Source organism: Rhizobium sophoriradicis, from assembly GCF_025200795.1.
Taxonomy (GTDB): domain Bacteria; phylum Pseudomonadota; class Alphaproteobacteria; order Rhizobiales; family Rhizobiaceae; genus Rhizobium; species Rhizobium sophoriradicis.
On record NZ_CP104154.1, the window covers coordinates 198,533 to 223,190 of the forward strand.

Below are 24,658 nucleotides of genomic sequence, written 5' to 3' on the forward strand. Positions count from 1 at the left end.
CTGCAGAGATTTCTTGCGCGAATGCGGCCGATCACGTATATACTGGGCGGTATATACAAAATCGCGGAGGCACCAATGCCGCAATATGCACGCGTCTTTCAATCCGGCAATTCGCAGGCCGTCCGGCTGCCGAAGGAATTCCGCTTCGACGTCGACCAGGTGGAGGTGACGCGTGAAGGCGATGCGGTCATTTTGCGGCCGCGCGCCGATCCCGGCATGCGCTGGGCGTCGCTGAAGAGCGCTCTCGAACGCGGTCTGAGCGACGATTTTCTAGCGCAAGGACGGGAGCAGCCGGAGGATGAGGAGAGGCCGGATCTTCAGGATCTGTTCAAGTGATCACGCATCTTATCGACACCAATGCGGTGATCGCGCTGATCAGCAGGAAATTCGACGCGCTGCTGAAGCGCGTGGTCGACAGCGACGAAGGATCGATCGGGCTTTCCACCATCGTGATGCATGAGCTCTATTACGGCGCCTATAAGAGCGCGAAAATCTCCTACAACCTCGAGACCCTGCGCCTGTTCATGGCGGATTTCCCCGCCGTCGGTTTCGAGCGCGAGGATGCGCTGGAATCGGGAGAGATCCGCGCGGCATTGGCAGCAAAGGGAACGCCGATCGGTCCCTATGATGTGCTGATCGCCGCCCAGGCGAAGACCCGTGACCTCGTTCTCATCACGAACAATGTCGGGGAGTTCCGGCGCGTGGATGGCCTTGATGTCGAGGATTGGACGATCTGACAATTGCGCCGGGAGGACGCTTCCCACGCAGACAACCTGTCCGGAGAGGAGTGCGCCCCTCTCCGGACATACGGTCTCGTGTCAGATGTCGAAGGAGCTCGGCAGGATTACCACGTCGCGTATGGTCACGTTGCGTGGCCGGGTCAGCATGAAGAGCACGGCTTCCGCGACGTCGCGAGGTTCGATCAGCGCACCCGCCTCCTTTGCCTTGCGCAGGTTCTCCTCCGGCCAATCTTTCAGCAGAGCGCTGCTGACAGGGCCCGGCGAGACGGATCCGACGCGGATTCCGTTCTTGAGGAGCTGCCGCCGCATGGTCTGGACGAAGCAGTGCATCGCCCACTTCGAAGGCGAATAGACCGGCTCCCATGGAACCGCTGCTTGGCCCGCGACCGAACTGGTGACGATGATGTCTCCCGTCCCTCTCTCGATCATGTGTGGCATGACCGTCCTGACGTTCTTGATGACCACATTGACGTTCAGATTGAGCATGCGGTCGATCGCATCGAGGTTCGCTTCCACCAGATCTCCGCCGATATAGGTGCCGGCATTGGCATGGAAGATGTCGAGCTGACCGACCTTTGCGAGAATGCAGTCAAGCAGACCGGCGCAATCGTCGGGTTTGAGAAGGTCGAGCGGCAGCGCGATCGCCTTCTCTCCCAGCCTGCGGCAGGCAGCACTCAGCGCCGCCTCGTCCCGGTCGATCATCACGACGGTGCCGCCCGCCGCGATGATCGCTTCTGCCGACGCCAATCCAATGCCCGAAGCAGCTCCGGTGATGGCTGCGACTTTATCTTGCAAACTGTTCATATCAACTCCTCCAGCTGCGTCGATTATCTATCGCATGTGGGGTCGGTCGTGGCTAGAAGTTCGCGTCGTGGCGGCAAGCTTCGGTGCGGGAGAGAATGGCGGGTGGCCAACCCAAAACTCCTCACCAGTCACTCGTAAACTGGATATTGAAGTCGGATGCACCACCTCTCCTCCGTCATTCCTGTGCCTGTCACAGGAATCCAGCCACCGCGCGTCGGCGCGGTGAATGATTCAATAAGTAGTTGATAGAGAGTCTCCCGCGCCCAAGGACTTGGGCGCGCTGGATCCCTGTGACGAGCACAGGGATGACGGAGGAGAGGTGGTGCCCGCATCGTACCACCATCAGGTACTGCGAGGATCGGAAGCTTGGACGGTCGGAGCCCCGAGGAATTCGCATAAAAAAGCCCGGGCGCGGCCGAAACCGCGCCCGGGCAAAAACTTGCTGAACCGATCAGACGAGGTCGAAGCGGTCGGCGTTCATGACCTTGTTCCAGGCGGCGACGAAGTCCTTGACGAATTTCTCCTTGGCGTCGGCCTGGCCGTAGACTTCGGCGAAGGCGCGAAGCTGCGAGTGCGAGCCGAAGATCAGGTCGACGCGGGTGCCAGTCCACTTGGCAGCACCCGTCTTGCGGTCGCGGCCTTCATAGACGCCGTCCTTGCCGGCGGCGGGGACCCACTGCGTGGCCATGTCGAGCAGGTTGACGAAGAAGTCGTTCGTCAGCGTCTCGGGACGCGAGGTGAAGACGCCGTGTTCCGGCTGGCCGGCCTTGAGGACACGCAGGCCGCCGACGAGGACGGTCATTTCGGGTCCGGTCAGCGTCAGCAGCTGGGCGCGGTCGACGAGCGCTTCTTCCGGCTTCATGAACTGCAGGCGCTTGTTGTTCACGTAGTTGCGGAAGCCGTCGATGCGCGGCTCGAGCGCTGCGAAGGAATGCGCATCCGTCTGAGCTTCGGAGGCATCCATGCGGCCCGGCGTGAAGGGCACGCTGACGGTGGTGCCGCCCGCTGCCGCCGCCTTCTCGACGCCGGCCGCACCGGCGAGAACGATCAGGTCGGCGAGCGAGATCTTCTTACCGCCGGTCTGGGCGGCGTTGAAGTCCTTCTGAATGCCTTCGAGGACGCTGAGCACCTTGGCGAGCTGGGCCGGCTGGTTGGCTTCCCAGTCCTTCTGCGGCGCAAGGCGGATGCGTGCGCCATTGGCGCCGCCGCGCTTGTCGGAGCCGCGGAAGGTCGAGGCCGACGCCCAGGCAGTCGAAACCAGTTCCTGGACGCTGAGGCCGGTGGCGAGAACCCTGGCCTTCAGCTCGGCAATGTCCTTGTCGTCGACCAGGGGATGGTCGACGGCCGGGATCACGTCCTGCCAGATCAGGTCTTCGGCCGGAACTTCCGGTCCGAGATAGCGGACCTTCGGACCCATGTCGCGGTGGGTCAGCTTGAACCAGGCGCGGGCAAAGGCGTCGGCGAACTGGTCCGGATTCTCCAGGAAGCGGCGCGAGATCTTCTCGTAGATCGGGTCGAAACGCAGCGCCAGGTCGCTCGTCAGCATGGTCGGCAGATGCTTCTTGCCGGTGTCGTAAGCATCCGGAATGGAGGCTTCGGCGTTCTTGGCCTGCCACTGATGCGCGCCGGCCGGGCTCTTCGTCAGCTCCCATTCAAAGGCGAACAGGTTTTCGAAGAAGTAGTTGCTCCACTTGGTCGGCGTCTGTGACCAGGTGACTTCGAGACCGGCGGTGATGGCGTCCTTGCCGACGCCGGTGCCGAACGAGCTCTTCCAGCCGAGGCCCTGATCCTCGATCGCGCCGCCTTCCGGCTCGGCGCCGATGAAGGACGGGTCGCCGGCGCCATGAGTCTTGCCGAAGGTGTGGCCGCCGGCGATCAGCGCTACGGTTTCCTCGTCGTTCATCGCCATGCGGGCGAAGGTTTCGCGGATGTCGCGCGCCGAAGCGAGCGGATCGGGATTGCCGCCCGGTCCTTCCGGGTTGACGTAGATGAGGCCCATCTGCACGGCGCCGAGCGGCTCGGCGAGCTGGCGTTCGCCGCTGTAGCGCTCGTCGCCGAGCCAGGTGCCTTCAGGACCCCAGTAGAGTTCTTCCGGCTCCCAGACGTCGGCGCGGCCGCCGGCGAAACCGAAGGTCTTGAAGCCCATGGATTCGAGCGCGACGTTGCCGGTGAGGATCAGAAGGTCGGCCCAGGAGATGCGGTTGCCGTATTTCTGCTTGATCGGCCAGAGCAGGCGGCGGGCCTTGTCGAGGTTGGCATTGTCAGGCCAGCTATTCAGCGGCGCGAAACGCTGCTGGCCCTGGCCGGCGCCGCCGCGCCCGTCGGTGATGCGGTAGGTGCCGGCGCTGTGCCAGGCCATGCGGATGAAGAGGCCGCCGTAATGGCCGAAGTCGGCCGGCCACCAATCCTGCGAATCGGTCATCAGCGCTGTAAGATCCTTTTTCAGCGCGTCGAGATCGAGCTTCTTGAACTCCTCGGCATAGTCGAAATCCTTGCCCATCGGATCGGCGCGGCCGGAATTGTGATGAAGAATCTGCACGTTCAGCTGGTTCGGCCACCAGTCGCGGTTGGAAGGGCCGCGCGGCTTGTTGCCATGGGCTACAGGACATTTGCCTGCGGTGTCAGTGGGGTTGTCCATGATCGTCTCCTTCATTGCTTGATCTGTCTGCGGTTCAAAAAGATGAGCCGAGCCGGCGCCCCACTCTCTCCCTTGCAGTCTTCATATCTGAAGCGTTCAATAATTTTAAGTTGGATTTACTGATTGCTGCGATAAGCTGGGCTTATGAAAAACCTTACCCTGAAACAGCTGCGTTATTTCGAAGCTTTGGCAAGGGACGGCCGATTTCGCCGTGCCGCCGATGCCTGCGCCATCTCCCAGCCGGCGCTCTCCATGCAGATCAAAGAACTTGAGCAGGAGTTGGGCAGCGAGCTCTTCGAGCGCAGCGCCCGCGAGGTGAAGCTCACCCCCTTCGGCCAGACCTTTGCGCTGCGCGTTCGCGATATCCTGCGCGCCGTGGACGAACTCGGCGAGTTTGCCCGCGCCTCGCGCGACAGCTTTCTGACACGCCTGCGCATCGGCATCATCCCGACGATCGCGCCCTATCTGCTGCCGGCGATTATAAACGATCTCAACAAAAGCTTCGCGGGGATTCAGATCGAGGTGCGCGAGACGCAGACCGGCAAGCTGGTTCAGGAACTTGCGCAGGGCCAGCTCGACATGGCGATCGTCGCGCTGCCGGTATCGGAGCCCTCGCTGACCGAACTCGAGCTGTTCAAGGAGGAATTCGTGCTGGTCCGGCAGCACGAGGACGGCGACAAGCCGGTGCCCGAACGCGAGGCGCTGCGCGAAATGCGGCTGCTGCTGCTCGAAGAGGGCCACTGCTTCCGCGACCAGGCCCTGTCTTTCTGCAAGGTCGGGCCGGCTCGCCCGCGGGAAATCATGGAAGGCAGCTCGCTCTCCACCCTCGTCCAGATGGTCGGCGCCGGCATCGGCGTCACCCTGATCCCGGAGATGGCCGTTCCGGTCGAAACGCGCTCGGCCCATGTGTCGATCTCCCGCTTCCCGTCACCGCAGCCGTCGCGAACGATCGGCATGGTCTGGCGCAATTCGACCCCCATGGCTAAACAGCTGCAGGAGGTCGCCGAGGCGGTGCGCCGGTCGGCGGAGACGATGCGAGGGCAGTATGCGGGTGGGTGATTGATAGGCTGGCCTAGTGGTGACTAAGACTCCGCCCCAAACCCCTCCCCACAAGGGGAAGGGGCTTAACCTTCGGCCCCCGCTGCATTCAGTCTTGAACGCAGAGCATGCGGCTGGCTCTAGCCCCTCCCCCTTGTGGGGAGGGGTTGGGGAGGGGCTTTGGGTCGCAAGGAGCAGTGTCGCGTTTACTGCGTGAGCCGCAAAGTATCGCCGCGAATGGCAGCGGCGATCGTCTCATAGACGGTCTTGATGGTGGCCGGTGATGCGGTGAAGAAATGGGCGGTATTGGTGGCGCAGTTGCGGATATTCACCACGTCGGCATCGGTGCTGTTGGAAAGCGTATAGATTTCGATGCCGCTCTTCTTCATCGCCGTGCATGCGGTCTGCATCGCGGCGGTGGCGAATGCGTTGCATGCCGACGATTGAGTTTGCGAGCAGATCCAGTCGAACTTGTCGTTGGGCTCGTATTTGGTGTTCATTTCGCCATCGGTCATGAACACCATGACCTTGTGCACGGAATCGGAGATCGGTGCGGGTGAGGATTGGTCTCCCCATACACCCTGCCATTTCGGCGACAGCGTATACCATCCGGCGACCACACCCGCATCCAGCCGGGTGGAGCCTTCGGAGGTCAGGCTGGCAACGGCCTTTTTCAGATAGGCGAAGTCGCCGGTCAGCGGCGTGACGGGGGGCGGGCAGAAGCTCGTTCCCGATTTCGGATTGGCGTCCATGGCGACGAAGGCGGAGGTACCAGGCGGCGCGTCGCCCATGCCGTCACCGATCGCCCCATTATCCCTCACCTCGACATCCGCGCGCGGCTCGACGCAGCCCATCCAGTAATAATTCTTCGAGGTGGACATGACAGGGGTGACGCCGTCGGTCCAGTAAGGGAGCTTGTAGCTGGAGGAGGTGTAGACGGATTTGGGGTCGGTCCAGCGTTTGGGAACCGCAGCAGTTCCATTATAGGATTTGAGCCAGCCCGTGTTTGCCAGGCCGAAATTGACGCGGCTGGAAAAGGGCACGATCGAAATCTTGGTTTTGTCGACGAGCGACGCGTTGGAGGAAAAGGCCTGGAGAAAGCCGGCGACCGCGGTCTGCATCGGCGTGAAGCGGTTCTCCTCGATCATTGAGCTCGACACGTCGAGAACCAGCGCGATCTCCAACTGCTTCACTCCCGGCAATGCCGCGCAGGACCGGATGCCGATCGGGACGGACTGGATATTGGCCAGGTTCATGAAGGTGGTGGGCACGGCGTCCGTCACATCGACGCACAGTTCCGACTCGTCGCTCGCCACCTCGGGCTTGCCGGCGACGGCGGTCTCGAACTCCCCATTTGCCGACAGGAAAGCGTCGATCGTCTTTGCTATCTTCGCCTCCGGCATGCCGGACTTGTATTTCGCAGCGGCCGCGAGCACCGCCGAGTCCGCGGCCGACTGCAGCTCCGTCCTGCTGTTATAGGCCCTGATGAAGTCGATGGATGCGCCGACGGCGAGTAGCATGGGCACGGCGACCAGAATGACGATGATCGCGACGGCCCCGTCGCGATCATCGATCAGGCGGGAAAGAAGGGATGAACGAGGGGGCATAGGCATCGGCTCGAAATTCAGATCTCTCTTTGATTTCGAGCAGCGCTATGGCGGCAACCTTAACGACAGGGAAACGCGCTGCCGCGCGGGAGCGGCAGGGAGCATTTTCCGACGCGAATCGTACAACCGGCTCTGATTATGGACATCCCGCGCGTTTGAAGGGCGGGTGTCCTCGCCTTACGAGCGGCGTTTGAACGTATGTTCGGCTGCGGGGAACTTGCGCGTGCGCACCTCGTCGGCATAGGTGGCGGCGGCATCCGCGACTCTCTTGCCGAGTTCGTCGTAACGCTTAACGAAACGTGGCGTGAAATCGTTGAAGAGCCCCAGAATGTCGTCGGAGACCAGAACCTGGCCGTCGCAGGCGGCGGAGGCGCCGATGCCGATGGTCGGTATGTGCATGGCTGAAGTCACCTCGCGAGCGAGCGGTTCCACCGTGCCCTCGATGACGACGGCAAAGGCGCCCGAGCCGCCGATGGCATGCGCGTCGCGCCGGATCTTCGAAGTCTCGTGTTCGGAGTGCCCGACGGAGCGATAGCCGCCGGCGGTCTGAACCTGCTGCGGCATCAGCCCGATATGCCCCATGACCGGGATCCCGCGCTTCGTCAGGAAGGCGATGGTCTCGGCCATCTCCTCGCCGCCTTCCAGCTTGACGGCGTCGCAGCCGGTTTCCTGCAGGATGCGCACCGCGTTGCGGAACGCAACCTCTTTCGATTCTTGGTAGCTGCCGAACGGCATGTCGACGACGACGCAGGCCTTGGCGACGCCGCGCATCACCGCCTTGCCGTGGGCGATCATCATGTCGAGCGTGACGCCGATGGTGGTCTCCATGCCGTAGAGCACCATGCCGAGCGAATCCCCGACCAGCAGCAGGTCGCAATGCTCATCGAGCAGCCGCGCCATCGGCGTGGTGTAGGCGGTCAGGCAGACAATCGGTTTGCCGCCCTTCATGGCTGAGATGCGGGCTGGGGTAAAACGCTTCTGGGATCCGACCGCACTCATCTGCTCACTCCCTTTCCGGATTGCCCGCTCATACGGTTGTCCCGGACAATCTTAGTGTCCCCGGGGCCTCGGCTGCGGATCACACGATTGTCGAGAAGCCGCGTCGTTCCGATCCTAATGAAGAGCGCCACGACGACGGGTTCTTCGATGGAAGCGACCGGGGCGAGCGTCGAGGCATCCCTGACGGCGACGACCTCGGCCTTCGCCAGGGGCTCGCGGCCGATGAAGGCGGTGAGCTTTGCCTCGAGCTCCGCGGCATCCGACAGGCCTTCAGCGACCAGACGTTCTGCCTCGTCGAGCGTCTGAGGGACGATCACGGCCGCGCGGCGTTCGTCGGGGCTGAGATAGACGTTGCGCGACGAAAAGGCGAGGCCGTCGCTGTCGCGCACCGTCGGCACGGCAATGACACGCACCGGCACGGCGAGATCGTCCACCATTCGCTTGATGATGACGACCTGCTGGTAGTCCTTCTCTCCGAAGTAAGCGGTCTGCGGCTGGATGATATTGAACAGCTTGGAAACGACGGTGGCGACGCCGGCGAAATGGCCGGGCCTAACCGCGCCTTCGAGCTCGCGGCCGAGATCGGGAACGTCGACGACCGTCTTCATTGGACGCGGGTACATATCCTCGACGCCGGGCGCGAAGAGGAAATTGACGCCCGCCTGCTTGAGCATGGCGCCGTCGCGCTCGAGATCGCGCGGATATTTGCTGAGATCTTCCACCGGGCCGAACTGCAGTGGATTGACGAAAATCGAGACGACGACGATGTCGTTCTCGGCGCGGGCACGCGCGACAAGCTGCATATGACCGGCATGGAGATAACCCATCGTCGGAACCAGGCCGACGGTCCGCCCCTGCCGCTTCAGCGCATCGAGCGTGTGGCGCAGCTCTTCAATGCTCGAGAAAACCCGCATATATCCTCCCCGCGGCCGGTCATTCTTCTTGGGCGCGGATAAGAAGTGTAATCGATGCCGGAGGTCAATGCACATTCCGCGATAAAAACGATTATATGGAAATGGCAAACCGATAAGGCCGAACCTATATCCGCCCGGAAATGGAAGCGCGCCGCGGGCTGGCAATGTGCGAGCCGCGGCGTTATTGGCCTATCCGTCAAGATACCATCATAGTCGGCCGTTATGGAGAATGCATGGACAAACCCTGGAAGATCAGCCGCGGGCCGATTGCGGCGACCGAGCTCGATGTGGAGAAGGCGAACGCGATCAACAGCATGTTGATCCGGCCGGTCGGCGTGCTTCCGGCCAAGCCCGGCGATCCCGTCCTTCCCTTCGCCGTCGGCCTGTTCAACGAGCTGCGGCCGCTCTTGAAGCCCGAGGCCGGGGTGACGACGCTCCGGCGCGCGACCGCCGCCTATGTCCATTGCCGGCGCTATTATTTCGCCAGCGCCCAGCCCGATTCCATGCGCCACAACATCGACGGCGAACCGGTCGAACCCTTGTCGGCCGAAGACCGGCTGGTCGCGCAGAAGCGCTTCCTGAGCCTCAAGCAGAGCGCCAAGGCCGAGGCGCCCGAGCCGGCGCCGGTTCCCCCTCCCGTCCTCAGCAAGAACGAACAGATCCGCGCCGCCCTTCTGCGCGGCAGAAAGAGCACCGTCAGCTAACCTCGGCGATTGGCGGATTTTTCGCCCGCAAGAGCGCCATCAGCATCGGACCGAGCGCGAATTCGCCGCGTCCGGCGCGGCGCGTGAGATCCCTGAGATAGCCGCCGGCGGAGGTGATGCCCCCTCCCCTTTGCAGGATGCAGGCCATGACGGTCGCGGCATTTTCCGGCCCCATCACCGAACAGGCTTCCTCATAGGCCGGCGGGCTGACGCGCAGCATCGTGCGCACGGTGACCGCCGCCGTCATGAGATCGCGCCAGCTGCCGATCGCCCCGCCTGGGCCGTAATCGGCAATATCGGGGCAGGCTTGCAGCACCGTGCCGAGCGGGAAGGATTTCAATCTGCCGGCATCCGGCCGGGACACAGCCCGAATCCCCTGCCCGCCGTCCCCTCGCCTGCCCTGGTCATGGTTTTCCGGTCCAGTCCTCGGCTGGTCGTCCCACCTCGCCTCCTGCTGCGTTCCCAAACCCGGTTCAGATTCAGATAGGGATTCGGGATTCGAATTCTGTATGTGGCGCTCACTCTGGGATTCATTGGTGCTCGCAATTTGCATTTTCTTATGCGATTCCAACGTGTTGATCATGCTAAGTCGGATCGTCTCCAGCTCTTCGAGCAGCGGCGGCAGATTTTCGAGCGTTGCCGCCTTCGGGATGCGCTGCAGCAGTGCATGAAACAGCGAAGACATCCGCTCCCAGTCGCCGAGAACGGCCTCCTCGACGGCTGCGGCGAGGAGCTTGACGATGTCGCGCCGGCAAATCGTCAGCCGCTCCTTCATTGCCCGCAGCATCTGCCGGTCGGCGGCGAGCCCGGCGGCAATCGCTTCGATCTCGCTCGCACGGGCAAGAAGCGGCGCCAGGCTGAAGCCATAGGCCTCGTCGATGCCGCCTGCCCTGCCGCGGCGGACATAACGCTTGCCGTTCGGGCTGTCCTTGCGGGAAATCAGGCCGGCCTCGACGAGCACGGCGAGATGCCGGCGCAGCGTTGCGGCGGCCATGCCGCGTGCCCGCAGCGAAAGCTGCGTATTCGAGGGAAAGACCACCAGTCCTTTTTCGCTGGAGAGCTCGTCCTCGGGATAAAAGCTCAGCAGCGCATCCAGCACGGTGAGCGCCCGGTCGGTCACGCCGAGCCCTGCCCGCGCCTCGCAGACCGATCGGAACAGCTTCCATTTGTTGCGCGTCGTTCCGGCCGCGATCGCTTCGCCGCGCCGCTGTTTCAGCAGCAGGGCAAGCGACATCGGCCGCCGCCCGAAGGGCGTCGTCACAGATTCACTCTCCATTTCCTTCACCTCTATTCAGGCAAAAGAAATCCGCTCACCGAAACGATGCGAGGGTTGAGGGCACTGCAGCGTCATTGCCGCATCTGAAAAGACGCGGGCGAGCGCTTCAGGACTCTTGACGGGGATTCGTGAAAATGCGATTCTCTGTCTTGCTTAAGGATGTGAGAAGGGCTTCCACGACTCGTTCGTTAGGGGGCCTTTTTCTTTTGCGGTTCAGTCTCCTTGTTTGCCCTCCTCGGCGAGGAATTGCTCATAGAGCGCATCCAGCCTAGTGGAGAGAAATTCCCCGAAGCGGCCGGCATTCCTCGCCTTCATCGAGAGCGAGAACGCCTTGCCGTCATTCTTCATTTCCGCCTGCACCGCCTTATCAAGCGGCTGCCATGTCACCTTCCTTGCCGCTGCCGTTTTCTTCACCGGCCGCGCGCTTTTGTTGAGCGCCGCATAGAGCGCTTCGAAACGTTTGTCGGAAGGTAACTGATGAAAGTTGTCGCCTTCGAGGACCTTGGTGACATCCGCCGCATTGGCCGATCTGCCGGCGAGCAGCGATAGTTCCACCCAGCGTTCGCGGCCGACGCCGGGCGCCGGGCCGATCGCCTGCACGACCTCTTGCGGCAGCCGCTCCATGACCGACATCATCTTCGAAACCGAAGCCGCATTGGCGGCGAGCGCCGTCGAAATCACCTCCCTGTCATAGCCGAGCTCCTCCAGCCGGTTGGCGAAGAGCGCCCGCTCGATGAAGGTGAGGTCGGCGCGAGCCGAATTTTCCTGGCCCTGGGCGATGACATGGGTGCGGTCGTCGATCGCCTTGACGACGGCGCGGACATTGCGGCCGAGTTCGCGGGCGGCGCGCAGGCGCCGGTGGCCGAAGACCACCTGATAATGGCCGTCAATCTTGCTATGGGGGCGCACCAGGATGGGTGTGTCCTGCCCGCGCGCGCGGATCGCCTCGACCAGCGCGCGGAACGCCTCGTCATCCTCCGACAGCCGGTCCTTGACGAAGGAGGCCTCGACGAGCTCGGGGTTGAGATCGACCACCGCCTCGCCCTCGAGGAATTTCTCCGCCTGCTTGGCCAGCTCGTCCAGCGAGCGGACGAGCGAGCGGCCTGCCCCGCGCATCGGATAGTTCGGCGCGCCCGCGCTCTCGGGCATCTCGGTGAGCCCCTCAAGCAGATTTTTCCGTGCCATGTCTTCCTCCGATTGCGGTCAAACAACTGATTCGGTTGAAGGAAACCGTGAATTTGTCAGCCGACAAATTCACCGCCCCCATGCCTGATGAATGAGGCCGGCGATCTCGGCATTGACGGCGTCCATCGCCTCGATCGCCCGATCATAGGTTCCCCGGTTCATCGAGGAACGCTCGACCTCGTAAAGCGTCTGCTTGGTAATGCCGGCATCCGAGATCGCTGTCGATTTGACCATCTGATGCTTCAGCATGAATTCGTTGAACATGGTCGACATGAAGCCCACCATCTGCGCCTGCGGCACGTCGGTCGGTTCGTAACGGGTGATGAGGTAGCGGTACCAGGAGAGATTCACTTCGGCGCCGGCGGCGCGGATCGGTTTCAGGATGCCGCCGAGCATGAGCAGGAACTGGCCCATCGACATGACGTCGAGCATCTGCGGATGGATGGTGATCAAGACGCTGGTCGCAGCCGTCAGCGCCGTCAGCGTGAGATAGCCGAGCTGCGGCGGACAATCGATGACGACGACGTCGTAGCGGTCGTCGACCTCAGCAAGCGCCCGCGAGATGCGGGTGAAGAAGGTCTTGCCGTCATTGCTCGATTTGTCTGCCATGGCGAGCGGCGTGTCGTACTCGTATTCCTGCAGATCGAGATTGGCCGGCACGATTTCGAGGCCGGGAAAATTGGTGCTGTGGATGATCTCCGAGAGCTTCTTCTTCTCGCCGTCGTAGCGGATCGCCTCATAAAGAGAGGAGGCCTGGTCGAATTCCGGCTGGAAACCGTGCAGGGAAGAGAGCGAAGCCTGCGGATCGAGATCGACGGCGAGCACCCGGTGCCCGGTCAGCGCCAGATGTTGGGCGAGATGGGCTGATGTCGTCGTCTTGCCCGAGCCGCCCTTGAAGTTGACGACGGCGATGACCTGCAGCTTCTCATTTCCGCGGCGATGGGGCACATACATGCGGCTCTCGGAGCGGCCATGCGCATCAAGGTAGCGCCTGAGCTCCAACATTTGCTCGGCGTTGTAGGAGCGCCGTCCGGAAGGCGAGGTCTGCGGGCAGGGGCCTTTGCCTTCGAGATGCAGTTTCTTCAGCGTGCTCTGCGACGCCCCGACATAATTGGCGACCTCCGCCAGCGAGAAGCTGCGCAGCGTCTTCTTCGCATTGGGCGGAAAACGCTGCACGCTGAGCAGATGCAGCTTCTTCGAAATAACGTCGCCATGTTCGAGAATCTGATCCTCGAAGTAGAGCGGCACGGCCTTTAAGGCGTTCAAATTAGCGTTCATCGGCGGCAATCTCTCGGATAACGATTTTCGGGATCAAAAGCCCCTCTAACCGTTATTATCCGCGATTCTCCGGTGCCGACCAAGAAATTTAAGGTTAACGCATATTAACATTTTCCTCGCTCATTCAAGCACTTGGACCTGCTGCACAGCATCTGGAATGACCGGGGTTCTGGGCCGGGGGCGCTGATAACGCGCCCCCGGCTACGCCCGGCCGAAGGGGAGGGGCATTCGGCGGGCTTAGCTCAATGGCGCTTCGCCTGTGGTGATCCGCTGCTCGTCGGCAGCGAAGAGGTGCACGGCATCGTGGATCGGCGCGATCTTCAATATGTCACCGGGAGCGGCCCTGATCCGCTCGCGGAAGACGCAGGTCAGCGTCTGCCCTCCCAGCCGGACGAGGACCAGCGTTTCCGAGCCCGTCGGCTCGACGACGATCGTCGTTACTTCAATGCCATCAGGGTCGAGCCTGATATGTTCGGGGCGAATGCCGTAGATGACCGCGTCGAGCGGACGGCGCTCGCTCGGCAGCAGCAGCCCATCCACCGTCTTGAAGCCGTCTTCTCCCATGCTGCCCTCGACGAAATTCATCGCGGGCGAGCCGATGAAGCCGGCGACGAAGAGATTGCTCGGCCGGTCGTAGAGTTCGAGCGGCGAGCCGGACTGCTCGATCAGCCCGTCCTTCATGACGACGATCTTGTCGGCCATGGTCATGGCCTCGATCTGATCGTGGGTGACGTAGATCGTCGTCGTCTGCAGCCGCTGATGCAGTTCCTTGATCTCCGAGCGCATCTGCACGCGCAGCTTGGCGTCGAGGTTCGACAAGGGCTCGTCGAAGAGGAAGACGGCCGGATCGCGCACGATCGCCCGGCCCATCGCCACGCGCTGGCGCTGGCCGCCCGAAAGCTGCTTCGGATAGCGCTCAAGCAGATTTTCGAGGCCGAGGATCTTGGCGGCATTGCCGACCCGGTGGTCGATCTCCGACTTCGGCATGCGCTTCAGCCGCAGCGAGAAGCCCATGTTCTTGGCGACCGTCATATGCGGATAGAGCGCGTAGTTCTGGAAGACCATGGCGATGTCGCGGTCCTTGGGCGCAAGCTCGTTGACGATATGCTTGCCGATCTGGATCTGGCCTGAGGTGATGCCTTCGAGGCCCGCGATCATCCTGAGCAGCGTCGATTTCCCGCAGCCGGAGGGGCCGACCAGCACGACGAACTCGCCGTCGCCGATATCGACCGACACGCCTTTGATGGCTTTGAACGCGCCGTAATCCTTGCGCGCATTGCTGACCGATACATGGGCCATGAAACTCCTCCAGAATTCGCCGTCAAAGTCCGTTCAAGACGCTTTTGAGATAATCGAGGCCGAGGCGCTCGCCCTCCTTGCGCGCATGGAGATCCTTGCCCGGCCAGCCATAGGCGGCATCCTCATGCTCGATCGACAGCGTGCCATCGAAACCATGTCCGCGCGCCTGGCTGAGGAAACGCGGCCAGTCGAGAAGACCGAGCCCCGGCAGCTTGTATTGCCACCAGCCCCTGCCGTGATAGCCGATCGCCTGCAGAGCCTCCTTGTCGATCGCCGTATCCTTGGCATGCAGGATGGCGATGCGATCCTTCACTGCCTCCATCGCCCGATAGGGATCGACGCCGATGCGGATGAGGTGCGAGGGATCGAATTCCAGCCCGAAGCGGCGATCCGGGATTCTCGCGAAAAGCTCCTGCCAACCCTTTGGCGTCGTGCCGATGAAATTGTCTTTCGGTCCCGGCCAATTCTCGATCGCGAAGGTCAGGCCGGAGGATCGCATCTCCTCGATCAGTCCGTTCGCAAAGTCGGCGAAATCGTCATAATTGGCCTCGTCGCTTGCGCTGTCGTCCCGGCCCGGGAAGATCACGAAGATCGGCACACCGGCCTCGCCGATCGCCCGGGCGAATTCCACCGTCCTACCCCTGAGCTCCCGGCGCTTGTCGCGGTCGGCATCGAGCTGGTTGCCGAAATAGGTGATCGAGGAGACGAAGAGGTTGCGGTGCCTCGCAAGCGCGACGGCGTCCGCCACCCGGTCCGGCGTCTTGATATGGCCGCCGACATCGATCTCGATGGCGTCGAAACCGGCCGAGGCGGCGAAATCCACCACTTCCTCCAGCGGGCGGTCATTGAATGTCGAGGTATAGAAGCCGATCTTCATCAATTCCTCCCGGGGTCCAGCGGCCGTTTCAACTGTTCAGCCGATCCATGTTTTTCAGCGGCGAGCGCGTGCGTTGCGCCACATCCGCCGATGCAAGCATCAGGGCGGCGGCCATCGGCATCGCGGCCGCGCCCATGGCCGAGGCGTCCTCGCCGATCGAGGCGCGATGCAGCGAGGGCAGGTTGGTGTCCTCGGAGTCGAGATGTTCGTGCACATAACGCAGCAATTCATCGACGATGCGGATCGGCAGCCTGCCGCCGACGAGCACGGCATCGGGATCGACGATCATGGCGATATGTTTGACGGCGACCGCCAGATGGGCGCTCATCTCCTTCAGCCACTGCGAAACGAGCCGCCTTCCATGCGCGTCGAGTGTCAGCAGATCCTGGGGAACGCTCACTTCGATGCCGTGTTTGGCCAGGAAATCATAGAGGAAGAACAGCGAGAAGATCTCGCCGAGAAGCTGGACCTTCTGGCTTTTGCCGTCGCGGCCGTCGGCGATCGGCAGCCAGCCGATCTCGCCGCTGAGGCCCATGGCGCCGCGATGGCCGTTGCCGTCGAGCACCAGGCCGCCGCCCGGGCAGGCATTGACGGCGATATAGAAGAAGCTGCTGCTTTCGGCGCCGAGGCCGTAATCGAGCTCGGCAAGGGCTGCCGCATTGGCCTCGTTTTCGATGAAGACGGGGTGCTGTGTCAGGTTCTCGAGTGCGGTGCGCACATCGAATTCCGTCCATTCCTGATAGGCATCCGGCTTGCCGAGCAACGAGATTTCGCCGAGCCAATCGGGCACCGCCAGCCCGATACCGCAAAGGCGCGCATCGTCGATCAGCCGGCTGCGCTGGAAATGCGAGATCGCATCGGCCGTCAGCTGCATGAATTCGCCAGGCAGGATGAAGCGCTTTTCGTGATGCACCCGGGCGCGGACATTGCCGACGGCATCGACGGCGAGGATCGTCAGATGATCGCGATCGATATTGATGCCGATGGCGTAAGAGGCATCCGGATTGATCTCCAGCTCAATCGCCGGCTGGCCGCGCAGCCCGCGGCGTCGGCGGGCTTCCATGATCAGGCCCTCGTCGAGCAGGCGGTCGACGATGCGGGCGATCGCCGGTTTGGTAAAACCGGTCCGCCTGGCGATTTCGGCACGTGAGATCGGCGCCTGACGGTGTATGCAGCGCAGGACGACGGCTCGGTTGTGCTCGCCGGCATCTTCGACATTGGCTCCCGTCAGATCCGGGGAGAGCCTGGCGCCGAGCGTCTGGTTCATGCGTTCAATCCTTCCTCACGCGTCAAGAATGGAGCAGTCCGTCTCATCCCTTCACCGCGCCGCTGGTCATCGCGCCGAGGATCAGCCTCTGCAGCGACAGGAATGCCACGATCGCCGGAACGACCGAGATCAGGCAGGCGGCGGCAAGCAGTTGGATGGACGAGTCGGTCTGCATGCCGCGGAAGTTAAAGATTCCCACACCGATCGGCATCAGGTCATTTTTGGTGAGCAGCAGGAAAGGCACCAGGAATTGCGACCAGCCGGCAATGACCGTGATGATGAAGACCGAGGCGATGCCCGGCGCCGACAGCGGCAGAATGATCCGCCAGAAGACCGAGAACCGGTTGCAGCCGTCGATCATCGCCGCCTCGTCGAGGCTGCGCGGAATGCCGTCAATCGTGCTCTTCAACAGCCATGTCGCAAGGGGAACGCCGAGCGCGATATAGACCATGACGACGGCAAAATGCGTATCCAGCATTCCAAGCCGGTTCATGTAGCGGTAGAGCGGCACCATGATGACGAGCGGCGAGATCATCTGGAAAAGCAGCAGGCCCATCATCGACAGGCCCTTGCCGCGGAAATTGAAGCGGGAAAAGGCGTAGGCCGCGGGCAGCGCCACGATCAGCACGCCGAAGCCGCTCAAGGCGGCGAGCTTGAGGCCGTTCCAGAGATAGATCGGGAAATAGCTGTTGTTGAGAACGGTGATGAAATTGTCGATGGTCGGATTGTTGGGAATATAACGCGCCGCGCCGCGATAGATCTCGCGCTTGTCGCGCATCGCCATCGACAGGAGATAGGTGAGGGGGCCGGCGAAGAAGATGAACATCGCCAGCATGAAGAGATAACTCATGGCATCGCCGAGCCGGGTTCCAGTGCGCTGGCTCATTGCTCTTCCTCCTTCGGCAGGAACGAGGCATAGACGAAGGCGAGCCCGAGGCTGATGATCAGCATCAGCACGGAGAGCACGCTGCCGCCGGAGAGATCGTAGTTCCGGAAGACGATGTTGAAGACGTAGAGCGAGATGACCTCGGTCGCCCGCCCGGGACCGCCGCCCGTCAGCGTGATGATTGCATCGAAAGTGTTCACCGTCTGGATGGTGATGAGGATCATGTTGACGAGGATGGCGGCGCGCAGCTGCGGCAACGTGACGAAGAAGAACTGTTGCGAGGCGGTGGCGCCGTCGACTTCGGCCGCTTCATAGAGCGATGGATCGATCGCCTTCAGCGCCGCATACATGACGACCATGGAAAAGGCTGTGCCACGCCAGATGTTGGAGATCAGCGTCGACCAGGGCGCGATTGCCGGATCGGAAAGCCAGGCAACGGTCGGCATGTGCATCAATCTCAGAATGCTGTTCAGCGCGCCATAGGGCGCTTCGGAAAACAGCATCTGCCAGATGATGCCGCCGGCAATGCCGGGCACGACCCAGGCGACGAGCGCCGTCGTTCTCAGGATCGTCGTGCCGAACAGGCCGCGCTTTTCGCCGCGGATGACGGTGACGGCGACGGCAAGGCCGAGGATCTGCTGGCCGATGACGCTGCCGCCGACGAAGATCAGCGTCGCCCATAAGATGTCGGGCAGCTGCGGCGAGCTCAGCGCATTGGTGATCGAGCCCAGCGTATAGTCCTGATTGTCGCCGATCAGCGTCGCGTTTGTGAAGGAAAGCCGGAAAACATCGATCACGGGGTAGAGATAGAATATGCCGATGACGATGATCACGGGCATGATCCAGGGCAGGGGCGCACCGGCGAACCGGCGCATGAACGTTCTGCTTTGAGGCTGGCTGTCGGCCTCGATGGCAATGGGGCTCATTGGCTTCTCTGTCCGGGTTTGGCATTTTCGACGGCGCCTCTAGGCCAGGCGCCGCCGCTGTCTGAAGCGTTGGAGTAGCTGCCCCTCACCCTAACCCTCTCCCCGCTCGCGGGGAGAGGGGACGTGCCCTGCGAGAGGTAGATGGAAACGGGGAGCTTGCGGCGTGTTCCCTTCTCCCCGCAGGCGGGGAGAAGGTGGCGGCAGCCGGATGAGGGGCTGGCTAGCGACGCCGCGCCATCACAGACGCTTGTAAGCCTCCATCGCCCCGCTGAATGCGGCATCCAGCGCTTCTTCCGGTTTCTTCGTGCCCGAGAGCACGTCGCCCATCATGATCTGGATCTGGTTCGATATTTCAGGATAGATCGGGACGCCGGGGCGGGCCTGGCCGTTGACCAGAGCCTGGGCGAAGGTCTTGTTGGCTTCGGTGGAGAAGACCTCGTATTTGTCGAACAGCGATTTGCGCGTCGGCAGCTGCTGCTGCAGCGCGTTGGCCGGTCCCATATAGACCTCGCGCGCCAGATTGGCGCACATTTCGATCTTCTCCTTGTCCTTGCTGAAGGAGGCGATCGTCCAGCCGCCGGTGCCGGTCGAGCGCTGATCGGCCGTCGGGCCGGGGATCGGCGAGAAGGTCCAGTTGGCGAACTCGTCTTCCTCGAGCGTCGTCTTCAGCTGCGCATATTGCCAGTTGCCGCCGATGAAGAGCGCCGTCGTGCCGGCTGCGGCCGCCGCGTTCATGTCGTCGTAATTGGCGATGGTGCTGACGCGCTTGGGGGCCGCGCCGGAATCGACGAGATCCTTGAAGTAGTTCAGCGCCTTCAGGAATTTCTCCTTGTTCTCGCCTTCGCCGAACACCGGCTTGCCGCTGTCGTCGACGAGTTTGCCGCCGAGCGCCCAGTAATTGGCCAGCCAGTCGAAGGTCGTGCCTTCCCAACGTCCGCCATTGAAGAGAACGCCTTCCATGCCTTCCTTGGTGGAGGCAAGGGCGGCCTTCTTCAGGTCGTCCCAGGTCTCAGGCGCATCTGCTACGACAGACTTGTTGCGGTAGAGCACGCGAAGGTCCGTATCCCACCACCAGGCGCGCACCGTCTGGTCCTTGTCGGTGATGCCGGCGCGGATGAAGGGGAAGAGATCGTCCACTTCTTCCTTCGAGAAGTAGGGCGTGAAATCGGCCAGCACCTTGTTGACCATGAACTGCGACAGCACAAAGGAGTCGACGGCGGCGCAATCCGGCGCATTGCCGGCCTTGGCCTGCTCCAGCATCTTCGCCTGCTCGGTGCCGATGTCGGAGGACATGAACTGCATCTGCAGTTTCCACTCGGGATGCTTCTTGATGAATTCGACGAAGAGTTTCTGATAGCCCTCCGCAATGGCGGGGTCGGAATTGTTCGGGCTGTCGTTGGTCAGGCGGACGACGAGAGTTTTGGCCGCATCGGCAAGGCCGATCCGGTCTTTGGTGGCAAGTTCCTGGGCAAAAATGGCGGATGCTGAAAATAGGATAGTGCTCAGCGCCAATGCGCTGACGGTCGCGCTCTTCATGATGGGTCTCCTCCCCATTTTGAACGAATACAGCCTGGCGGTCAGTTGACCTCTCCTCGTTTCCGTGCTGCATTAATTAGATTAAGTTACTTTGATTTGATGTCAAGCCAGAGCTTTCGGGAGGATCGAGATGCTGGCGACCTTCAACAGCAGCTAGCGCGCTGCCGGCGAAAATCGAGTCGACTTCGCGAGGTCATGCGCCGGATCGAAGGTGATGGAGCGTCCACCGGACGCGCGGCGCATCCACCCCGCAATTTTCCCGAGGAAGAGCCCGAGCGATCGCGGACGACCGTGACCGCAAGCGGCGGTTTTTGCCGGCGGCAGCCGGAAACCTAAACTCTGTGGAGGAGAAGATGCGTTTACTCATTCTCGGCACCGGCGGCATGGCCAACCAGCACGCCGCACGTTTCAAGGCGATCGAAGGCGTCAGCGTCGTCGGCGGGGTCGATGTTATTCCGGAAAGGCTCGCGGCCTTCTGCACCGAACATGGCATCGCCACTCATTTCCTCTCGCTCGAGGATGCGCTTGCCTGGGGCGAGTTCGATGCGGTTGCCAATGTCACGCCCGACAGCATCCACCACCCGACGACGCTTCAGGTAATTGCCGCCGGCAAGCATGTCTTCTGCGAAAAGCCGCTCGCCACCGATGCGGTCAAGGCCATGGAGATGACCGAGGCGATCGAGCGGGCGGGCAAGGTCGGCATGGTCAACCTCACCTATCGCAATTCGCCGGCGCTGCAGAAGGGACGGCAGATGGTGCTGGCCGGCGAGATCGGCGCTGTGCGCCATGTCGAGGCGTCGCATCTGCAAAGCTGGCTGGTCGGCCGCCACTGGGGCGACTGGAAGAGCGAAAGCAAATGGCTCTGGCGGCTGAGCCGGAAGCACGGCTCGAACGGCGCGCTCGGCGATATCGGCATCCACATCGTCGATTTCGCCTCCTATGGTTCCGGCCTCGATGTCGCCCACGTCTTCGCGCGGTTGAAAACCTTCGACAAGGCGCCGGATCACAGGATCGGCGAATACGATCTCGACGCCAATGACAGCTTCACTATGAATGTCGACTTCACCAATGGCGCGATCGGCACGATCCAGGCGACGCGCACCGCCGCCGGCCAGATGGATCAGCTGCGCCTCAGGGTTTACGGCGAAACCGGCTCGGTCGAGATGATCTACGATACCGGCAAATCGACGCTGCGCGCCTGCATCGGCGAGGACGTGCACACCGCCACCTGGCGCGACGTGCCCTTCGATCCCGTCGAGACCAATTATCAGCGTTTCGTTCAGGCTGTCAGGGCAAGCAAGACACAGGAGCCGTCCTTCCGTCGTGCGGCGAATATCCAGAAGGTCCTCGACAAGGCGCTGGCCTCAGACCTCTGCCACAAGGACGAGGCGCTCACTTAGGCCGAGGCCGGCGGCAGCAGCAGCGTGTTGAGGAAGGGCAGGAGGGCGGCACCAAGCGCGACGCCGCCGCCGCTGAAGCTTGCCGGCCGCATCGGTGAAATCCACGGCGTGATGATCGGGCGCGTCGACGTATCGCGCCGCTCGATCGAAAGCTGGTGGATCAGCGCCTGGATCACGCCCTGCGGCAGATCTCCGCCGATCATGACGGTGCTCGGGGCGAGGAAACCGGCCATGGCGATGATCGGATCGAGCAGATGGCCCGCGGCCTCGCGGATCCATTGCGACAGCAAGGGACAGGAGAATTCCTCGCCCTTCAGCAGCCGGGCGAAATCCTCCTCGCCGATACGCGCGCGCAGGGAGCCGAAGCCGACGACGGTATTGAGCTGGACATTGTCCGGCCCGGTCAGCATTTCGCCGATGCTGCCCGCCCGCCCGTGCACGCCGGAATAGGGAACGCCGCGGATGAGGAAGCCCGCCTGCACGTCGTCGTCGATGATGATCATCGCGAGCCCGCCCTCCGGCAGCGCGCTGCCGATCGTGCGCTCGGCAAGAAGGCCGGCTGTGCATTCGTTCTCGACATAGGGCCGCGCAATCGTCGACATCGTGGCGATCACGTCACTCTCATCCTCCGTCCACTCGTTGGCGGCGATGCCGAGCCCGATGACCGGCAGACCGGCATGCCGATCGACCATATCGCGGACGGCCGCATGCACCAGCCTGACCTTGTCCGCCGGGTCCACATCAAAATAAGCCCGCTCATGCACCTGGCCGCTCAGATCGACGAGCACGATCTCGCCGCGCCGCTTGCGAAGCTTGAGCCCGACAGAAAAGGCGCCTTCCGGCCGCAGAGCAAATTCCGTCGCCGTCGCGCCGCCGCCAAGCCCGATGCGGCGGTTCGAGGTGACGAGCTTCTCCTCCGCCAGCCGCCGCAGAATATTGGTGATGCCCGGCCCAGTCAGCCCGCTATGCCGCCCCAGCTCGGTGCGCGTCAGCGGCCCATGCCGGCGGATCGCTTCCAGGATGACGCGAATATTCCGGTCGGCAATCTCGCCCGACCTCAGACCCACCGTTTTGGCGCGCGGACCGCCCAGCTCCTGGGTGTGAAGCCGACGCGGCCCTGACCGAAGATGCCGCATGACCGTCTTTCCTAGAGCACTATCTCGATTGTGTATCACGCTTGTAGGTGTTCGTAACGATTTTCCGGTAGATGCTTGTAGCGAAGGAGCCGCGCTCTACACAGTTAAAGTGCGCGCGGAATTACTTGCGTGGAGAGTTGAATTCAACAGATGACCGATGAACATTCTCCCGCCAGCGACCGCGACCCAAACGCCACCCATCAAATTCTCGTTTTGCGAGGGAGCGTTGGATACCTCTTCATGTTCCTTGGCGTCATGGCACTCCTTTTCGTCTGCCTCTCACTTGTCGCCCTTGGGCAGATCGAAATGAGCAGACCCACGAGCGGTGTCGGAGAGGGCCTGTTCGCGATCGTGTTCCTCGGCGTCATCGTTTATGTTGCGGTAAAGGCCCGGCAGGTGGACTTCACGAAGCCTTTGATCGTAATCGGCTCCCACGGCATCACTGGTCAAAAGCTGCCGAAGCTCATCCCTTGGTCAATGATCGAACGTGTTGATATTCCCCAGGCCTGGTGGGCGGGGCTGATCTATCTGACTGTGCGCGAGGATGCTGATCCGGAGATACTTGAACAACTGCGCAAGCGGCAGCCTCTTGCGCGAACCGTCGCGATACCGCACAGATGGGTTCCGGGGTTCAGTTCAAGCCAAGTCAAGGACATCGTGAGTCGCTACTTTGAACGCTCGCAGCAAAGCTGAAGCCGAATAAAATTCCTGCCTCCGACGGCATAGCCCAGGGTCGCCCGACGGGTTATACATTCAGTAGCTGCAGGGACGATCGTTGCCAAAGCCGTCGCGGCAGGCAGGTCTGAGGCCATAGTCGACGCTGCTATATCCGACCGAGCCGGTTTGCACCGAGTCGGTTGAGCTGGTCGTGCAGGAAGGCAACGAGACGGCAACCGCGATGACGGCTGCGACGGCTGCCAATGATTTGCGAATCTGCAACATCTCCACCCTCCCATCGCCAGCCGAGAGCCGGCGTCTTCAGTGTGATGACCGCGCAAATAGGCCGATGCGGCGATCGGTAAACTGTTGCGCCCGATCAAGATTCCGTTATTCGTTGAAAGGCGTTGGCTTTCTGCCTTCCCCATCCGAGCAATGATACTGATGGTCGCGTTGCATGACCTCAACAATGCTCCCAACCCGCCGAGGACTCGGATCCTTTCAAGCCGCCTGCTTTTCCACAGGACTTACACCGGCGCGATTGTCTTGGGCCCCGATTATAGACAAGTGTCTCGGCCTTCGGTGCTAAGGCGACCTGAACATGTACGATATGATTCTTCTTTTCCTGGCCGGCTTGCTGGCAGGCAGCATGAATGCGTTGGCGGGCGGCGGGTCGTTCGTATCCCTGCCTGCGCTGATATCGGTCGGCGTGCCGTCGGTTGCCGCAAACGCGACAAGCACTTTAGCCTTGTTTCCCGGCGGGATGGCGAGCTCGTGGGTCTACCGTGATGGGGTTAAGAGTGTGTGCGGTATCAATGTCATGGCCATCGCTATCGTGACGGTGTTGGGTGGTGTGGCCGGAAGTGTTTTATTACTTCTAACCCCATCCAGGATCTTCGATGGAATGCTGCCATGGCTTTTGCTGGTGGCGACATTGATGCTGGCTGCGGGGCCAAGGCTCAGCGCCAAGCTGCAGACGCAGGCACATCCGAGTGTTCTGGCCTTCGCGACGGTTCAGTTCTTTCTCGGTCTTTATGGCGGCTATTTCGGCGGCGCGGTGGGCCTTATGATGCTCGCGGCATGGAGCGTGCTCGGGGGCGGGGAGATCAAGAGCCTGAATCCGACAAGGATGGTAATGGTAACTGCTGCAAACGCGGTCGCCGTCGTCGTCTTCGTACTGGCCGGGGCAATCGTATGGCAACAGTGCATTTCCATGACGTTCGGAGCCGTCATCGGCGGGTGGATCGGAGCGCATGTCGGACGCAGGCTGCCGTCATCGATCGTCCGGATGCTAACCCTCGCGGTCGCCCTTTTGACGACCGCGGTATTCTTTTCGCGAGCTTATCTTTGAGCGGAGGTCCGGGACCCTCGACCATCTGAGGAACTTAAATCTAGCAGACTGAAGACGCGTTCCGATTGGAAGCGCCCCTCAGCGCGGCATCATGTTCGTCCATGCCGGCTTCGCCATCGTCGTTGGCGGACAGCTCGATC

At 62.1% G+C, this 24,658-nt stretch carries 23 protein-coding genes; 7 read left to right on the forward strand and 16 right to left on the reverse strand.

The features are described from left to right. Window positions 1-75 precede the first annotated feature (75 nt). Complete coding sequence (locus N2597_RS26540) at window positions 76-336, forward strand: antitoxin (protein WP_077988927.1); 261 nt, start codon at window positions 76-78, stop codon at window positions 334-336. Next, window positions 333-737 carry a type II toxin-antitoxin system VapC family toxin gene (locus N2597_RS26545; protein ID WP_077988926.1) on the forward strand — a complete coding sequence of 135 codons (405 nt, stop codon included), beginning with the start codon at window positions 333-335 and terminating at the stop codon, window positions 735-737. Before N2597_RS26540 ends, N2597_RS26545 begins: the two co-directional genes overlap by 4 nt. A gap of 81 nt (window positions 738-818) precedes the next feature. On the opposite strand, the gene N2597_RS26550 is transcribed toward N2597_RS26545, so the two are convergent. Together N2597_RS26550 and katG are read right to left on the reverse strand one after the other, a co-directional pair. Next, a complete protein-coding gene (locus N2597_RS26550) occupies window positions 819-1,544 on the reverse strand; it encodes an SDR family oxidoreductase (protein WP_077988925.1) in 726 nt (241 codons plus the stop codon). Window positions 1,545-1,995: 451 nt separating this feature from the next. Further along, the gene (gene katG, locus N2597_RS26555; protein WP_106797501.1) at window positions 1,996-4,182 is read right to left on the reverse strand and encodes a catalase/peroxidase HPI; all 2,187 of its coding nucleotides are present in this window, start codon (window positions 4,180-4,182) and stop codon (window positions 1,996-1,998) included. A gap of 144 nt (window positions 4,183-4,326) precedes the next feature. Here katG and N2597_RS26560 point away from each other — a divergent pair, with 144 nt between their 5' ends. Next, window positions 4,327-5,241, forward strand: a complete 915-nt coding sequence (locus N2597_RS26560; protein ID WP_096762435.1) for a hydrogen peroxide-inducible genes activator — start codon at window positions 4,327-4,329, stop codon at window positions 5,239-5,241. Window positions 5,242-5,426: 185 nt separating this feature from the next. On the opposite strand, the gene N2597_RS26565 is transcribed toward N2597_RS26560, so the two are convergent. The 3 genes from N2597_RS26565 to panC all read right to left on the reverse strand — a co-directional run bounded on the left by N2597_RS26565 (window position 5,427) and on the right by panC (window position 8,740). Beyond that, window positions 5,427-6,827 carry a VWA domain-containing protein gene (locus N2597_RS26565; protein WP_225881347.1) on the reverse strand — a complete coding sequence of 467 codons (1,401 nt, stop codon included), beginning with the start codon at window positions 6,825-6,827 and terminating at the stop codon, window positions 5,427-5,429. Window positions 6,828-7,004: 177 nt separating this feature from the next. Then, entirely contained in the window at window positions 7,005-7,826 is an 822-nt protein-coding gene (gene panB / locus N2597_RS26570) for a 3-methyl-2-oxobutanoate hydroxymethyltransferase (protein WP_183601915.1), read from the reverse strand. Next, entirely contained in the window at window positions 7,823-8,740 is a 918-nt protein-coding gene (gene panC / locus N2597_RS26575; RefSeq protein ID WP_183601913.1) for a pantoate--beta-alanine ligase, read from the reverse strand. Before panC ends, panB begins: the two co-directional genes overlap by 4 nt. A 233-nt stretch (window positions 8,741-8,973) precedes the next feature. On the opposite strand from panC, the gene N2597_RS26580 reads away from it, so the two are divergent. Continuing rightward, entirely contained in the window at window positions 8,974-9,444 is a 471-nt protein-coding gene (locus tag N2597_RS26580; protein ID WP_040112504.1) for a ProQ/FINO family protein, read from the forward strand. Here N2597_RS26580 and repC read toward each other — a convergent pair. The 9 genes from repC to N2597_RS26625 form a co-directional block, all read right to left on the reverse strand. After that, the gene (gene repC, locus N2597_RS26585) at window positions 9,437-10,720 is read right to left on the reverse strand and encodes a plasmid replication protein RepC (protein WP_183601911.1); all 1,284 of its coding nucleotides are present in this window, start codon (window positions 10,718-10,720) and stop codon (window positions 9,437-9,439) included. The genes N2597_RS26580 and repC overlap by 8 nt on opposite strands. A 213-nt stretch (window positions 10,721-10,933) precedes the next feature. Further along, on the reverse strand, window positions 10,934-11,905 hold the full coding sequence (repB, locus tag N2597_RS26590; RefSeq protein ID WP_040112502.1) for a plasmid partitioning protein RepB: 972 nt from the start codon (window positions 11,903-11,905) through the stop codon (window positions 10,934-10,936). 69 nt (window positions 11,906-11,974) lie between these two features. Continuing rightward, window positions 11,975-13,183, reverse strand: a complete 1,209-nt coding sequence (gene repA, locus N2597_RS26595) for a plasmid partitioning protein RepA (RefSeq protein WP_183601909.1) — start codon at window positions 13,181-13,183, stop codon at window positions 11,975-11,977. A gap of 237 nt (window positions 13,184-13,420) precedes the next feature. Next, entirely contained in the window at window positions 13,421-14,482 is a 1,062-nt protein-coding gene (locus N2597_RS26600; RefSeq protein WP_183601907.1) for an ABC transporter ATP-binding protein, read from the reverse strand. A gap of 22 nt (window positions 14,483-14,504) precedes the next feature. After that, window positions 14,505-15,359 carry a sugar phosphate isomerase/epimerase family protein gene (locus tag N2597_RS26605; protein ID WP_183601905.1) on the reverse strand — a complete coding sequence of 285 codons (855 nt, stop codon included), beginning with the start codon at window positions 15,357-15,359 and terminating at the stop codon, window positions 14,505-14,507. 28 nt (window positions 15,360-15,387) lie between these two features. After that, complete coding sequence (locus N2597_RS26610) at window positions 15,388-16,626, reverse strand: ROK family transcriptional regulator (protein ID WP_183601903.1); 1,239 nt, start codon at window positions 16,624-16,626, stop codon at window positions 15,388-15,390. A gap of 43 nt (window positions 16,627-16,669) precedes the next feature. Continuing rightward, window positions 16,670-17,512, reverse strand: a complete 843-nt coding sequence (locus N2597_RS26615) for a carbohydrate ABC transporter permease (protein WP_096762425.1) — start codon at window positions 17,510-17,512, stop codon at window positions 16,670-16,672. Continuing rightward, window positions 17,509-18,438 carry a carbohydrate ABC transporter permease gene (locus N2597_RS26620; RefSeq protein ID WP_096771196.1) on the reverse strand — a complete coding sequence of 310 codons (930 nt, stop codon included), beginning with the start codon at window positions 18,436-18,438 and terminating at the stop codon, window positions 17,509-17,511. The genes N2597_RS26615 and N2597_RS26620 overlap by 4 nt, the downstream gene beginning before the upstream one ends. Before the next feature lie 237 nt (window positions 18,439-18,675). Further along, window positions 18,676-19,974, reverse strand: coding sequence for an extracellular solute-binding protein (locus N2597_RS26625; protein ID WP_183601900.1), 1,299 nt, complete (start codon window positions 19,972-19,974; stop codon window positions 18,676-18,678). A 353-nt stretch (window positions 19,975-20,327) separates the two neighbouring features. Between N2597_RS26625 and N2597_RS26630 the strand changes: the two genes are divergently transcribed. Continuing rightward, complete coding sequence (locus N2597_RS26630) at window positions 20,328-21,374, forward strand: Gfo/Idh/MocA family protein (RefSeq protein ID WP_183601898.1); 1,047 nt, start codon at window positions 20,328-20,330, stop codon at window positions 21,372-21,374. Here the strand turns inward: N2597_RS26630 and N2597_RS26635 are convergent. Next, on the reverse strand, window positions 21,371-22,510 hold the full coding sequence (locus N2597_RS26635) for an ROK family transcriptional regulator (protein ID WP_106797474.1): 1,140 nt from the start codon (window positions 22,508-22,510) through the stop codon (window positions 21,371-21,373). The two genes, N2597_RS26630 and N2597_RS26635, sit on opposite strands and share 4 nt — an antisense overlap. A 150-nt stretch (window positions 22,511-22,660) precedes the next feature. Between N2597_RS26635 and N2597_RS26640 the strand changes: the two genes are divergently transcribed. Next, a complete protein-coding gene (locus tag N2597_RS26640; RefSeq protein ID WP_096762420.1) occupies window positions 22,661-23,203 on the forward strand; it encodes a hypothetical protein in 543 nt (180 codons plus the stop codon). Between the two features lie 60 nt (window positions 23,204-23,263). On the opposite strand, the gene N2597_RS26645 is transcribed toward N2597_RS26640, so the two are convergent. After that, window positions 23,264-23,452, reverse strand: coding sequence for a hypothetical protein (locus N2597_RS26645; protein WP_010056880.1), 189 nt, complete (start codon window positions 23,450-23,452; stop codon window positions 23,264-23,266). 316 nt (window positions 23,453-23,768) lie between these two features. Here N2597_RS26645 and N2597_RS26650 point away from each other — a divergent pair, with 316 nt between their 5' ends. Further along, the gene (locus N2597_RS26650; protein WP_096762419.1) at window positions 23,769-24,518 is read left to right on the forward strand and encodes a sulfite exporter TauE/SafE family protein; all 750 of its coding nucleotides are present in this window, start codon (window positions 23,769-23,771) and stop codon (window positions 24,516-24,518) included. The last annotated feature ends 140 nt before the right edge of the window (window positions 24,519-24,658 follow it).

Coding starts and splice junctions, on each gene's coding strand:
- N2597_RS26640 (WP_096762420.1), top strand. CDS start 22,661: ATGACCGATGAACATTCTCCCGCCAGCGACCGCGACCCAAACGCCACC.
- repC (WP_183601911.1), bottom strand. CDS start 10,720: ATGGAGAGTGAATCTGTGACGACGCCCTTCGGGCGGCGGCCGATGTCG.
- N2597_RS26645 (WP_010056880.1), bottom strand. CDS start 23,452: ATGTTGCAGATTCGCAAATCATTGGCAGCCGTCGCAGCCGTCATCGCG.
- N2597_RS26540 (WP_077988927.1), top strand. CDS start 76: ATGCCGCAATATGCACGCGTCTTTCAATCCGGCAATTCGCAGGCCGTC.
- panB (WP_183601915.1), bottom strand. CDS start 7,826: ATGAGTGCGGTCGGATCCCAGAAGCGTTTTACCCCAGCCCGCATCTCA.
- N2597_RS26650 (WP_096762419.1), top strand. CDS start 23,769: ATGTACGATATGATTCTTCTTTTCCTGGCCGGCTTGCTGGCAGGCAGC.
- N2597_RS26550 (WP_077988925.1), bottom strand. CDS start 1,544: ATGAACAGTTTGCAAGATAAAGTCGCAGCCATCACCGGAGCTGCTTCG.
- panC (WP_183601913.1), bottom strand. CDS start 8,740: ATGCGGGTTTTCTCGAGCATTGAAGAGCTGCGCCACACGCTCGATGCG.
- N2597_RS26565 (WP_225881347.1), bottom strand. CDS start 6,827: ATGCCCCCTCGTTCATCCCTTCTTTCCCGCCTGATCGATGATCGCGAC.
- N2597_RS26605 (WP_183601905.1), bottom strand. CDS start 15,359: ATGAAGATCGGCTTCTATACCTCGACATTCAATGACCGCCCGCTGGAG.
- N2597_RS26630 (WP_183601898.1), top strand. CDS start 20,328: ATGCGTTTACTCATTCTCGGCACCGGCGGCATGGCCAACCAGCACGCC.
- N2597_RS26580 (WP_040112504.1), top strand. CDS start 8,974: ATGGACAAACCCTGGAAGATCAGCCGCGGGCCGATTGCGGCGACCGAG.
- N2597_RS26610 (WP_183601903.1), bottom strand. CDS start 16,626: ATGAACCAGACGCTCGGCGCCAGGCTCTCCCCGGATCTGACGGGAGCC.
- katG (WP_106797501.1), bottom strand. CDS start 4,182: ATGGACAACCCCACTGACACCGCAGGCAAATGTCCTGTAGCCCATGGC.
- N2597_RS26600 (WP_183601907.1), bottom strand. CDS start 14,482: ATGGCCCATGTATCGGTCAGCAATGCGCGCAAGGATTACGGCGCGTTC.
- N2597_RS26635 (WP_106797474.1), bottom strand. CDS start 22,510: ATGCGGCATCTTCGGTCAGGGCCGCGTCGGCTTCACACCCAGGAGCTG.
- N2597_RS26615 (WP_096762425.1), bottom strand. CDS start 17,512: ATGAGCCAGCGCACTGGAACCCGGCTCGGCGATGCCATGAGTTATCTC.
- N2597_RS26625 (WP_183601900.1), bottom strand. CDS start 19,974: ATGAAGAGCGCGACCGTCAGCGCATTGGCGCTGAGCACTATCCTATTT.
- N2597_RS26620 (WP_096771196.1), bottom strand. CDS start 18,438: ATGAGCCCCATTGCCATCGAGGCCGACAGCCAGCCTCAAAGCAGAACG.
- N2597_RS26560 (WP_096762435.1), top strand. CDS start 4,327: ATGAAAAACCTTACCCTGAAACAGCTGCGTTATTTCGAAGCTTTGGCA.
- repB (WP_040112502.1), bottom strand. CDS start 11,905: ATGGCACGGAAAAATCTGCTTGAGGGGCTCACCGAGATGCCCGAGAGC.
- repA (WP_183601909.1), bottom strand. CDS start 13,183: ATGAACGCTAATTTGAACGCCTTAAAGGCCGTGCCGCTCTACTTCGAG.